Annotated in this window: 9 protein-coding genes; 8 read left to right on the top strand and 1 reads right to left on the bottom strand. The window is 69.3% G+C overall.

The features are described 5' to 3' along the window. The first annotated feature begins 1 nt into the window (after window position 1). The 6 genes from AC5YDV_RS10800 to ggt all read left to right on the top strand — a co-directional run bounded on the left by AC5YDV_RS10800 (window position 2) and on the right by ggt (window position 10,714). The gene (locus AC5YDV_RS10800; protein ID WP_496182869.1) at window positions 2–1,351 is read left to right on the top strand and encodes an ABC transporter substrate-binding protein; all 1,350 of its coding nucleotides are present in this window, start codon (window positions 2–4) and stop codon (window positions 1,349–1,351) included. Then, window positions 1,348–2,265, top strand: a complete 918-nt coding sequence (locus AC5YDV_RS10795; protein ID WP_496182870.1) for a carbohydrate ABC transporter permease — start codon at window positions 1,348–1,350, stop codon at window positions 2,263–2,265. The genes AC5YDV_RS10800 and AC5YDV_RS10795 overlap by 4 nt, the downstream gene beginning before the upstream one ends. Continuing rightward, entirely contained in the window at window positions 2,262–3,179 is a 918-nt protein-coding gene (locus AC5YDV_RS10790) for a carbohydrate ABC transporter permease (RefSeq protein WP_496182871.1), read from the top strand. Before AC5YDV_RS10795 ends, AC5YDV_RS10790 begins: the two co-directional genes overlap by 4 nt. Before the next feature lie 13 nt (window positions 3,180–3,192). Then, entirely contained in the window at window positions 3,193–6,165 is a 2,973-nt protein-coding gene (locus AC5YDV_RS10785) for a glycoside hydrolase family 2 TIM barrel-domain containing protein (protein WP_496182872.1), read from the top strand. Between the two features lie 436 nt (window positions 6,166–6,601). Continuing rightward, a complete protein-coding gene (locus tag AC5YDV_RS10780; RefSeq protein ID WP_496182873.1) occupies window positions 6,602–8,788 on the top strand; it encodes an alpha-galactosidase in 2,187 nt (728 codons plus the stop codon). 78 nt (window positions 8,789–8,866) lie between these two features. Further along, window positions 8,867–10,714: a gamma-glutamyltransferase gene (gene ggt / locus AC5YDV_RS10775; protein ID WP_496182874.1), complete on the top strand. Its 1,848-nt coding sequence runs from the start codon at window positions 8,867–8,869 to the stop codon at window positions 10,712–10,714. Between the two features lie 69 nt (window positions 10,715–10,783). Here ggt and AC5YDV_RS10770 read toward each other — a convergent pair whose 3' ends face one another. Then, window positions 10,784–11,047: a hypothetical protein gene (locus AC5YDV_RS10770; protein ID WP_496192488.1), complete on the bottom strand. Its 264-nt coding sequence runs from the start codon at window positions 11,045–11,047 to the stop codon at window positions 10,784–10,786. A gap of 278 nt (window positions 11,048–11,325) precedes the next feature. Between AC5YDV_RS10770 and AC5YDV_RS10765 the strand changes: the two genes are divergently transcribed. After that, on the top strand, window positions 11,326–11,808 hold the full coding sequence (locus AC5YDV_RS10765) for a hypothetical protein (RefSeq protein ID WP_496192487.1): 483 nt from the start codon (window positions 11,326–11,328) through the stop codon (window positions 11,806–11,808). Window positions 11,809–11,955: 147 nt separating this feature from the next. Beyond that, complete coding sequence (locus tag AC5YDV_RS10760) at window positions 11,956–13,011, top strand: zinc-dependent alcohol dehydrogenase family protein (RefSeq protein WP_496182877.1); 1,056 nt, start codon at window positions 11,956–11,958, stop codon at window positions 13,009–13,011. Window positions 13,012–13,021 lie beyond the last annotated feature (10 nt).

The raw sequence follows: 13,021 nt of genomic DNA, 5'->3' as shown, positions 1-13,021 counted from the left end.
GATGTCCCGTCCCCAGACCGAAGCCCAGTACCTGGCCTCTTTCCCCTCCGCTCCCGTCAGCGGATTCTCCCGGCGCTCCCTGCTCCGCGGCGCCATGGGCGTCAGCCTCGCCGCCCTGGCCGGCCCGACCCTGGCCGCCTGCGGCAGCCCCAGCGGTTCCCCCGGAGGCGCGGCGTCCGCGGCCGGTGAGATCACGTTCGGCAACAACCAGGCCGACCCCGTCCCGAAGCAGGCCATCGAGGCCGTCGCCAAGGCGTTCAGCGAGGCCAACCCGGGCCTGAGCATCAAGATGAACACGGTGGCGCACACCACGTTCCAGGAGAACATCAACAACTACCTCCAGGGCTCCCCCGACGACACCTTCGGCTGGTTCGCCGGCTACCGCGCCCGCTTCTTCGCCGAGAAGAACCTGGTCGGCGACATCACCGACGTGTTCAACGCCACCCCGGGCATCCCGGACAGCCTGAAGAAGGCGTGCTCCACCGCCGACGGCAAGGCCATCGTCATGCCGAACACCTACTACCCGTGGGTCGTGCTCTACCGCCCCAGCGTCTGGCAGCAGCGCGGCTACGAGGTGCCGAAGACCCTCGACGAGTTCAAGGCCCTCGGCGACAAGATCAAGGCGGACGGCCTCACGCCGCTGGCCTTCGCCGACAAGGACGGCTGGGAGGCGATGGGCACCTTCGACATCCTCAACCTCCGCGTGAACGGCTACGACTACCACATCAACCTGATGGCCGGGAAGGAGGACTGGACGGGTCCGAAGGTCGTCAAGGTCTTCGACACGTGGAAGGGTCTGCTGCCCTACCACCAGGCGGACGCGCTGGGCCGCACCTGGCAGGAGGCCGCGCAGTCGCTGCAGAAGGGCGAGTCGGCCATGTACTACCTGGGCACCTTCGCCGCGCAGCAGTTCGCGAAGGGCGCCGAGCAGGAGGACCTGGACTTCTTCGCGTTCCCCGAGGTCGACTCGGCGATCGGCGCGGGGGCCATCGAGGCCCCGACCGACGGCTTCATGATGAGCCGGCGTCCGAAGAACGAGGCCGGCGCCAAGAAGTGGCTGGGCTACCTCGGCACCGCCGCCGCCCAGGACATCCTCGTCCAGGCCGACCCGTCCGTCGTGGCGACCAGCGAGGACGCCGACGTGTCGAAGTACACCGGCCTGCAGACCAAGGCGCTGAAGCTGCTCAAGGAGGCCACCGACGTCTCCCTGTTCCTCGACCGCGACAGCCGTCCCGACTTCGCGTCCACGGTGATGGGCCCGGCCATCCAGAGCTTCGTCCGCAACCCCGACGACCTCTCCTCGATCCTCAGCAGTGTGGAGGCGCAGAAGAAGTCGATCTTCGCGTCATGAGCCAGGCACAAACCCTGACCAGGTCTCGGTCCGGACGCCGCGGCACGCGGCTGTCCGGCCGGGACCGGCTGACCGTGGCCCTGATGGTCCTCATCCCGACCGCGGTCGCCGCGGCGCTGGTGTGGGGACCCGCGATCGCCACGGTGGTGTTCTCGTTCTTCAACTGGGACGGCTTCGGACCGTTCAGCGAGGCGGAGTTCGTGGGCACCCGCTGGTACACCGAGGCGGCGACGATCTACCCAGCCTTCTGGCCGGCGATCCAGCACAACGTGATCTGGCTGGTCGTCCTGTTCGGCATCGCGACGCCGTTCGGCATGCTCATTGCGGTGCTGATCGACCGCGAGGTCAAGTACACGAAGTTCTACCAGACCTCCCTGTACCTGCCCGTCGTCCTGTCGATGGCCCTGATCGGCTTCATCTGGCAGCTCATCTTCAGCCGCGACCAGGGCCTGCTCAACCAGCTTCTGGGCACGAGCATCGACTGGTACGGCGACCCGCAGTACAACCTGTGGGCGGCCCTGATCGCCACGGCGTGGCGGCACGTCGGCTACGTCATGCTGCTGTACCTCGCGGGTCTCAAGGGCGTCGATCCGTCGCTCCGCGAGGCGGCCCAGATCGACGGCGCGTCCGAGTCGAGGACGTTCTTCCAGGTCGTCTTCCCGGTGTTGTTCCCGATCAACATCGTCGTCCTGGTGATCACGTTCATCGACTCGCTGCGCGCCTTCGACCTGGTGTGGGTGATCAATCGCGGACGCAACGGCCTCGAACTGCTGGCCACCGAGGTGACCCGCAACATCGTGGGTGAGGCCCAACGCATCGGCTTCGGCTCGGCCCTGGCCACGATCATGCTCGTCATGTCGACGCTGTTCATCATCGTCTACCTGCGCATCGTCATGAAGGAGGACCAGCGATGAGCGCCGAAACCCCCGTGGCGGTCCCGCCCGCAGTCGTCGACACCGCCGAGATCCGCAAGCGGCCCTGGACCAGAGGGCGCATCGCGACCCACGTGTTCCTCGCGGTCGTGACCGTCCTCTGGCTGATCCCGCTGGTGTACGCGGTCCTCGCGTCGTTGCGCGACTACCAGTACACCGCCCAGTACGGCTACCTCAGCTTCGGCGGGTTCACGCTGTCCAACTACATCGACGCGTGGACGATGGGCGAGTTCGGGCGCAAGTTCCTGAACTCGGCGATCATCACCATCCCGGCCGTCCTGTTGACGCTGTTCCTGGCCTCGATGGTGGCGTTCATCATCGCCCGGTTCAGCTGGACGCTCAACATCGTCCTGCTGGCGGCGTTCACCGCCGGCAACCTGCTGCCGCCCCAGGCGCTGCTGATCCCGGTGTTCAAGATGTTCCAGGCGATCGAGGTGCCGTTCTGGTTCAGCGACTCCGGGACGCTGCTCAACTCCTACTGGGGCCTGATCGCGGTCAACGTGGCGTTCCAGGTGGGGTTCTGCACCTTCGTGCTGAGCAACTACATGAAGGCGCTGCCGAAGGAGATCTACGAGTCGGCCATGGTCGACGGGGCCAGCCTGTGGCGGCAGTACTGGGAGCTCACGCTCCCGCTGATCCGTCCGTCGCTGGCCGCGCTGGCGACCCTGGAGGTCACGTGGATCTACAACGAGTTCTTCTGGGCGACCGTGTTGCTGCAGAACGGCGACCTGTTCCCCATCACGAGCTCGCTGACCAACCTGTCGGGGCAGTTCTTCACCAACCACAACCTCGTCTCGGCGGGTTCGGTGCTCATCGCCCTGCCGACCATCGTCATCTATTTCCTGCTGCAGAAGCACTTCGTCGCCGGGCTGACCCTCGGCGCGACGAAGGGCTGAGTTCGAAGGGGCCATGACCACCTACATCGAAGAGATCTCGCCGGGTTCGGGACGCCGCGTCGCGCCCCGCAGCCACCTGGACTCGTCCGCGCCCGTGCTCGACCTGTGCGGAGCGTGGAGGTTCAAGTACTCCCCCACCGCCGTCGAGGCGGACGCCGCGGCGTCCGACGACTCCGGCTGGGCGGTCATCGACGTGCCGTCCCACTGGGTCCTGCGTGGGGACGGCGCGTGGGGGCGTCCGGCGTACACCAACGTCCAGTACCCCTTCCCGCTCGACCCGCCGCGCGTGCCGGACGCCAACCCGACCGGCGACTACCGGCGCACCGTCGACGTACCCGCCGCGTGGCTGGCATCCGGACGGGTCTGGCTGCGGCTGGACGGCATCGAGTCGATCGGGCGGGTGTGGCTCAACGGCACCGCGGTGGGTGTCGTCCGCGGCAGCCGCCTGCGGCAGGAACTCGACGTGACGGACGCCATGCGCCCGGGTGGGAACGTGCTGCACATCCGGGTGCACCAGTGGTCCGCGATGAGCTACGTCGAGGACCAGGACCAATGGTGGCTGCCGGGCATCTTCCGCGAGGTGTCGCTGCTCCACCGACCCGACGGCGGCCTCGACGACGTCTGGCTGCGCGCCGACCGGGATCCGGCCACCGGCCGCGGCACCCTCACCCCGGAGCTGCGGTGCACGGCCGAGGCGTACCCCGTCCGCCTCACGTGCCCCGAGCTCAGGCTCGACCACACCATCCCGGACGCCGAGGGCTCGGGCACGATCGACGTCGGCCCCACCGAGCCGTGGAGCGCAGACGTGCCGCGGCTGTACACGGTGACGGTCGCCAACGCTGCCGAGACGGTGACGCTCAAGGTCGGGTTCCGGCGGGTCGAGATCGACGGTGCCCGGTGGCTGGTGAACGGGCGTCAGCTGCGGATCCGGGGCGTGAACCGCCACGACTTCCACCCCACGGACGGGCGGGTGTTCCACGAGGACGACGTCCGCGCCGGGATGCTGCTGATGAAGCGGCACAACATCAACGCGATCCGGACCAGCCACTACCCACCGCACCCGCGGCTGCTGGACCTGGCCGACGAGCTGGGCTTCTGGGTGATCGACGAGTGCGACATCGAGACCCACGGGTTCGAGCTGTCCGGCTGGCGGGGCAACCCGTCCGACGACCCGGACTGGCGCGACGTCTACCTCGACCGCGCCGAGCGCATGCTCGAGCGGGACAAGAACCACCCCAGCCTCATCGCGTGGTCGCTGGGCAACGAGTCTGGCAAGGGGGCGAACCTCGCGGCCATGGCGGCGTGGATCAAGCGCCGCGACCCCTCGCTGCCGGTCCACTACGAGAACGACCACGACGACCGCTACGTCGACGTCGTCTCCCGGATGTACGCGCCGGTCGAGGAACTCGAACGCCTCGTCCGGGTCCGCCCGAACCGGCCGATCCTGCTGTGCGAGTACGTGCACGCGATGGGCAACGGCGCCGGCGGCATCGCCCACTACGAGGCCTGCTTCGACGCCAACCCGGCCATCGCCGGCGGCTTCGTGTGGGAGTGGCGCGACCACGGCATCCTCACCACGACGCCGGACGGGACCCCGTACCACGCGTACGGCGGCGACTTCGGCGAACCGGTCCACGACGGCAGCTTCGTCTGCGACGGGATGGTCCTGGCCGACGGGACGCCGACGCCCGCGCTGGCCGAGTTCGCGGCGGTGGCCACGCCGATCCGCATCGCCCTGACCCGGGACGCCGTCACCATCACCAACCTGCGCCACGACGGCGACACCGCTGACCTGCGCTTCGCGTGGGTGCACGAGGTCGACGGGCACGAGCGGGCCCGTGGGGTGCTGGACGTGGCGGCGGTTCAGCCCGGCGAGTCGTGCGAGGTCGCGCTGCCGGTGGTGGCGGACGGCGCGGACGCGCCCGGCGAGCACTGGCACACGGTGACCGCGGAGTTGGCGTCCGACACGCCCTGGGCCGCGGCGGGGCACGTCGTCACGACTGCCCATGTGCTGCTGGCCGAAACGGTGGCGGCAGCTCCGCGTGCGGTGGTCTCGGCCGTCGGGCCGGCGACGGTGCTGGGTTCGGGTGGGGGGTCGCGTGCGGGTTCGGACGGCACCATCCGCCTCGGCGACGCCCGCTTCGACCGCTGGGGAACCCTCCAAGGGTTGGGCGACCTGACGATCAGCGGTGGCCAGGTCACGCTGTGGCGCGCGCCGACGGAGAACGATTCGCTGGCGACCTTCGGCTCCTATGAGCTGGCCGACCCGGCGCTGACCGGGGGCTGGGGCGTCCCGGGGCCGTCGTCGGCCGAACGCTGGCGCGCCGCGCGGCTCGACAAGCTTCAGCCGAAGCTGCTCGGCCTCGAGGTGTGCGACGACGTGCTCACCACGACCTACCGGCTGGCAGCGGCGAACGCGATGCAGTACGTGCTCGTGCTCCACCGGTGGGCCTGGGACGACGGCGCGTTGCGGCTCGACGTCGACGTCCAACCTTCGTCGAGGTGGACGGTCACGTGGCCGCGCATCGGCGTCCATTTCGCGTTGCCAGCCGACTACGAAGATGCCGCGTGGTTCGGCACGGGACCGCTGGAGAACTACGCCGACACCCACGCGGCCGCCCGGGTGGGACGGTTCACCAGCGCGATCGACGACCTGACGATCCCGTACGCGGTCCCCCAGGAGAGCGGCCACCGCGCCGGGCTCCGGGAGCTCACGCTCGCCGGCGAGGGGGTCACCCCCCTTCGGGTCACCGCGTCTGCCGTCGGCGGGCACCGTCCCGGCTTCACCGTTGCCCGGCACAGCGCCGAGCAGTGGACGGCGGCGCGGCACCAGTACGAGCTGCCGGAGTCGGAGGCCACCCACCTCTACCTGGACATGGCCCAGCACGGGATCGGCTCGCGCTCGTGCGGGCCGGACGTCCAGCCCAAGGACGCCCTGTGGCCCCGGCCGGCCTCGCTGTCGGTGGTCCTCGCCACGGAGGTGTGAGTGTGACTTGCGCCGAGGGCTCGGGGTCACTGCGCCGAGGGCTCGGGTTCACTGCGCCGAGGGCTCGGGTTCACCGCGCCGAGGGCTCGGGTTCACCGCGCCGAGGGCTCGGGTTCACGGCGCCGAGGGCCTGCCTGCTGCCCCTGGCCCCATATGGGACGCTGTGAACGACGAATTCGACCGACACCGCTGGTGTGTGGACGCCCCGCGCGTCGGTCGAAATCGGCAGGTCATGTGGATCACCGACGCCGGGAACACCGCATCGCCGGCTCCCCAATCAGCGCGCCACCAACCCGAGCCCTCGGCAGGCCCAAGCCGAGCCCTCGGCAGCCTCAACCCGAGCCCTCGGCGCTCCGAACCCGAGCCCTCGGCAGCCCCAACCCGAGCCCTCGGCGGCTCCTGCACCGTCTCCGCCCTCTACCAATAAGGACCGAACATGACCGACTGGCGGATCGCCCTCACCTCTGACGACGTCTCCCTCGTCCTGGACTGCACCGACGCCCGGCTCCCGGCCGTCACCCATTGGGGTGCGGCCCTGCCGCTCCCGGACGCCGCGGCCGTCGATCAGCTCGTGCTTGCGACCCTGCCGCCGCAGCTCCCGAACTCGCCGGACGTCCCGGTGCGGGTGTCGATGGTCCCCGAGGCCCGGACCGGCTGGACCGGCCACCCCGGTCTCTCCGGTTCGCGGGCCGACGGCCGAGGATGGTCTCCCGATTGGCGCCTCACCGAGGTCCTCGCCGGCGGCGTCCCGCTCCCCCAAGGCACCCATATCCTCGGCCCGACCACGGTCGAGTTCCGGGCCCACGACAATCACGCCGCCCTCACCCTGGCCCTGCTCGTCGAGATGCTCCCCCAAGGCCTCGTCCGCGCGCGGGCGTCCGTCACGAACGAGGGCGCGGACGACTACCGCGTGGACGAACTGCTCGTCACCTTCGCCGTCCCGTCTCGAGCCCGCGAGGTCCTCGACCTCGCCGGACGCTGGGGCAAGGAACGCGTGCCGCAGCGGCGTCCACTCGAGGTGGGGAACACCCGCCGCGAAGGCCGTCACGGCCGCACCGGCGCCGACTCGGCGTTCGTCCTGCACGTCGGCACGCCCTGCTTCGGGTTCGCCTCGGGCGAGGTGTGGGCGGTGCACACCGCGTGGAGCGGAAACCACGTCCACTACGCCGAACGCAGCCTGAACGGCGACCAGCTGGTCGGGGGCGGCGAGCTCCTGCTGCCCACCGAGGGACGCCTCTCCCCCGGCCAGACCTATCGGGGTCCATGGGTCTACGCCAACCACGGCAACGGTTTGGACGCCGTGGCCCGCCGCTTCCACCGCTGGTTGCGGTCGCGACCCGAGCACCCGGGCGTGGATCGTCCGGTCACCCTCAACACCTGGGAGGCGGTCTACTTCGACCACGACCTCGACCGGCTGGTGGCCCTCGCCGAGCAGGCGGCGTCCGTCGGGGTCGAGCGATTCGTGCTGGACGACGGCTGGTTCGGCTCCCGGCGCAGCGACCGCGCGGGGCTGGGCGACTGGGTCGTCAGCCGCGACGCCTGGCCGGACGGCCTGCACCCGCTCGTCGACCGCGTGGTGGACCTCGGCATGCAGTTCGGCCTGTGGGTCGAGCCCGAGATGGTCAACCCCGACTCGGACCTCGCCCGCGCCCACCCCGAGTGGCTGATGCAGCCGGGCGGGCGGCTGCCGGTGGAGGCGCGGTTCCAGCAGGTGCTGAACCTGGGCATCCCCGAGGCGTACGCCCACGTGCGCGACCAGCTGTGCGCGCTGCTGGACGAGTACCCGATCAGCTACTTCAAGTGGGACCACAACCGCGACCTCGTCGACGCCGGCACCGCGCCGGGTGGGGCACCGGCGGTCCACGAGCAGACGCTCGCGTTCTACCGGCTCGTCGACGAGATCAAGGCCGCCCACCCCGGCCTGGAGATCGAGTCGTGCGCCTCGGGCGGCGGACGCATCGACCTTGAGGTGATGAGCCGCTGTGATCGGGTGTGGGCGTCCGACTGCATCGACCCGTTGGAGCGCCAGCAGATCGACCGGTGGACCGCGCAGCTCCTCCCCCCGGAGATGATCGGCTCCCACATCGCGTCGAGGCATTCACGGACCACGGGCCGGACGCACGACCTGTCGTTCCGGGCCGGCACCGCGGTGTTCGGGCACTTGGGCATCGAGTGGGACATCACGCGGGCCACCCCCGAGGAACTGGCCCACCTTCAGGGCTGGATCGCCTGGTACAAGGCCCATCGGGCGCTCCTCCTGAGCGGGGACGTCGTCCGCGTCGACCTGCCTGAGTCCGGCGCGTTCCTGCGCGGGGTGGTGACCCCGGACGCCGCGGTCTACAGCTTGGCCTTGGCCGAAGCACCGGCCACCTCGACCTTGGGGCGAGTCGCCCTGCCGGGACTCGTACCCGAGGCGCACTATCGCGTGACCCCGGTGCCGTTGTCGCTGGTCGGGGTTGTCCCCGAGGGTGCGGGGTCGACGGGCGCCATGGGCGTCCCGCCGTGGTTGGTCGCCCCGGACGGCCTCGTGCTGACCGGTGCCGCGCTGGCGACCAGCGGCGTCCAGACGCCGTGGCCGATCCCCGAGCACGCCATCCTGCTGGAGGTGACGCGGGTGCTGTGATTGCGCCGCGGTGAAGCGGGAGGCGCACGCGACTTGGGTCCCTATGGTGCATCGCCCTGTGCTGTCCTAGGGTGAGGCATGCCAAAGCACCCCGCACGTCCTCGCCGGCTGCCCGTTGCCCTCGCAGCCGTCCTCCTACCGCTGGCGCTCGTCGCCCCCTCCACCGTCGCCCACGCGGCACCATCAAACGACCGTGGCTGGCACGGCAAGCCGACGACGCTGCCGAAGGTTGCCGCCATGTCCGGGACGGGCGGCGCGGTCAGCTCCGTCGATCGGGACGCCTCCCAGATCGGCATCGACGTCCTCACGCGCGGCGGCAACGCCGCCGACGCCGCCGTCGCCACTGCTGCGGCATTGGGCGTGACAGAGCCGTACAGCGCCGGCATCGGAGGCGGCGGATTCTTCGTCTACTACGACGCCGCATCCCAGACGGTGACCAGCATCGACGGCCGCGAGACCGCCCCCGCCACGTACCACGCGGGCACGTTCCTCAACCCGGACGGAACGCCCATGAACTTCAACACGGTCGTCCGCTCGGGGCTTTCGGTCGGGATCCCCGGCACGCCGGCCCTGTGGGCCGAGGCGCTCGAGACACTCGGCACGTGGTCGCTCAACGACGCGCTGAAGCCCGCCGAGGAACTCGCGCACAAGGGGTTCGTCGTCGACGAGACCTTCCGCGAACAGACCGAGCAGAACGCTGCGAAGTTCTCGCTGTTCCCCGAGACGGCTCGCATCTTCCTCCCGGGCGGCGCGGCGCCGGAGGTCGGCTCCACTTTCACGAACCGTGACATGGCCCGCGCCTACCGCGTGCTGCGCACGCAGGGCACCGCGGCGGTCTACACGGGCGCCATCGGAGAGGCCATCGTCGCCGAATCCTCTGACCCGACCACCGCCCCCAACGTGACCGTCCCCGGCGGCCAGATGACGATGGCCGACCTGGCCGACTACGAGGCGCTCACTCCCACGCCGATCCACTCGACCTACCACGGCTACGACGTCTACGGCATGCCGGTGCCGAGCTCCGGCGGCATCGCGGTCGCCGAGATCCTCAACCTCATGCAGGCCTACGAGGATCGGACGGGGACGCCGACCAGCGAGGCGTCCGACCTCGACTACCTGCACCGCTTCTCCGAAGCCTCGGCGACCGCGTTCGCCGATCGAAACCGCTGGGTCGGCGACGTGCCGGACGTGCCGGCCACCGAGCTCACCAACCCAGCCTTCGCCGCCGAACGCGCGTGCCTTTTCGATGAGGCGCGGGCACACGCGCGGCCGATCCCATTCGGTTCACCCGACGGGGACTACGCGGATTGCACACCTTCCGCCCTGACGACCGCCCAGCCGAACGACGGCCAGTCGACCACCCACCTGACCGTCATGGACCGGTGGGGCAACGTCGCCGCCTACACGCTGACCATCGAGGCCACCGGCGGCTCAGGCATCACGGTGCCGGGCTACGGATTCATCCTCAACAACGAGTTGACCGACTTCAACTTCGGCCCGGCCGGCGCGGTGCCCGACCCGAACCTGCCCGGGCCCGGCAAGCGCCCGCGCTCGTCGATGAGCCCCACGATCGTGCTCCAGGATGGCGAGCCCTACCTCGCGTTGGGCACGCCCGGTGGTGCGACCATCATCACCACGGTCGCACAGGTCCTGCTCGGCCACCTCGACCGCGACCTTGCGCTGGTGGACGCCATCGCCGCCCCCCGGCTCTCCTCCCGCAACGGAGGCAGCGAATCGGCCGAACCCGCCATCGCCTCGGGACCCCTCGGTGCTGGATTGACGGGCATGGGCCATCAACTCAGCACGTCGAGCGAGATCGGCGCGGCCACAGGCATCCGCGCCTTGGGCGACGGGCGCATCGAGGCCGCCGCGGAGACCGTTCGCCGCTGCGGCGGCTCGGCCATGGTGGTCAACCGGGACAGGTAGCGAGGGGTTGCCACGCGACGCCGAGGGCCCCGGTTCGGTCACGAACCGGGGCCCTCACAAGCTCTGGCGTCAACCCAGCCGACGCGTGGACGGGTAGCGTTCCATCGCGGACTCGTTGTACTCAGCGAGCCTGGCCATGTCCTCGACGAGCTTCTCGATCGGGATCCTTGAGACGATCGCCTCAAGACCGACGCGTCCTCGCTCAGCGGCGGCCTTCACGTCCGCGTCCGTCAGCAGCGCCTGCGTGTACATGTGGTCGGTCATCTCGGCGAAGTAGTACGCCGTCGAGCTCGACCCGAACGCCTGCCCCAGCAGATCCGAAGCGAACTCCACCGACGACGGCTGGGGCGTGCTCCAATACGCAGTCAACGGCACGTCGGACAACGCGTCAGGAAACCGCTCGTCGCGGTGCCCGATGGTGTGCCCCAAGTCGCTGGACTTCCTCCTTGACCCACAGGCAAGGTCGCATCATGGGGTCGCGACGAGAGCAGGATCAGTCAAGCGAACGTTCTTCGGACATCCGCACAGCGCGAGCGGGTCGTGGCCGCGCGGGAGAGAGGTCGCCGGCCACCGTAAGTCAGGCCGCCCAGATGCCCCCGACGATCCACGGCTTGGGCATTCTGCAACGGACCGTCGGAAACGCCACCACCAATGCAGTCATCCAACGCTACAAGACGGTCGCAGGAAAGGGAAAGCAGGGCGGCCACTTCATTTATGGAAATGCCCAAGTTCACCTACACATCGAGATAGGCAAGAAGAACCATCTCAAACTCGAAGGCAGGTCGGTCTACCTGGGAGAGAAATGCGATCGACTCGACAACGCCCTGGAGGCGCTTCTCCAGTTCGAAGGCTCCATCGCCAATGACAAGGGCCGTGCCGTCCAGTACGCGTCTGCCATCAGGGACTGTGTTGATTGGCTCACTGAACAAGGAGCCAAAGCCCCGAAAGTGATCGTTCCAGAGAAGGTGCCCGAGCCCGAGCCCGAACCAGACGGTAAGCCTGAATCCGGCACTTCGTCCCACGATGACTACTACGCGAACATGGGGCGGGGCACTTCAAACCAAGGGACGATTGATGAGGACGACTTCATGTAGCTCGGGCACCCGAGCGCACCACTGGTGAGTTGCCGCGCCCATCCGCGCCGGCCCCACATTCGACCTCGTTGCACCCCTTGAACCCCCAGGCCAAGCGGGTGGACGATGTGTGCTGCACCCACTGGGGCGCGAGGTCAAGGAGGACCCATGAAAGCGCTTGTGTACCACGGTCCCGGTCAGAAGGCTTGGGAGGAGGTCCCGGACCCTGTCATCCAGGACCCGACCGACGTCATCGTCAAGATCGAGACCACCACCATCTGCGGCACGGACCTGCACATCATGAAGGGCGACGTCCCGGCGGTCACCGACGGCCGAGTCCTCGGCCACGAGGGCGTCGGCACCGTCACCGAGGTCGGCGACATGGTGAAGCACTGGAAGGTCGGTGATCGCGTCATCATCTCGTGCATCACCAACTGCGGCGCCTGCTCGTACTGCCGCAAGGGCCTGCCGAGCCACTGCCAGACGGTCGGCGGCATCGGCTGGATCTTCGGACACCTCATCGACGGCACCCAGGCCGAGTACACCCGCGTCCCGTTCGCCGACTCGAGCCTCTACGCCATCCCAGATGGCGTCAGCGACGAGGAGGCCGTGTTCATCTCCGACATCCTGCCCACCGGGTACGAGATCGGCGTCCGCGACGGTGGGGTCAAGCCGGGCGACGTCGTCGCCGTGATCGGCGCCGGACCGGTTGGGCTGGCCGCCATGATGACCGCAGGCCTGCACGGCGCCTCCCGCGTGATCGCCATCGACCGCGACCAGAACCGGTTGGACGCCGCGGTCCGCGACTTCGGCGCCACCCACGCCATCAACAACTCCGACGCGAATTGGCTCGAGGAGGTCAAGGCACTCACCCCCGACGGCCTGGGCGTCGACGTCGCCATCGAGGCGGTCGGAATCCCCGTGACGATCCAGGAATGTCTGGACGCCATCCGCCCCGGCGGCTGCGTGGCGAACGTCGGCGTCCACGGGGCGCCCATCACCCTGGACATCAACAAGCGCTGGATCGACAACATCCGCATCACGATGGGGCTGGTCAACTCGGTGACCGGCGACATGCTGCTGCGCATGATCGCCGAGGGCAAGCTGCCGGCCGGCAAGCTGGCCACCCACCGCTTCAAGCTGGACGAGATCGTCGAGGCCTACGACGTCTTCGGCGCGGCGGCGCAGAACAAGGCGCTGAAGGTGGTGCTGACGGCCGACTGACAAGCCAAGA

The sequence above is a fragment of the Propioniciclava sp. LT432 genome (assembly GCF_059515965.1).
Note: the sequence above shows the minus strand (reverse complement) of the source record. Positions and strands in the feature narration are given on the sequence as shown.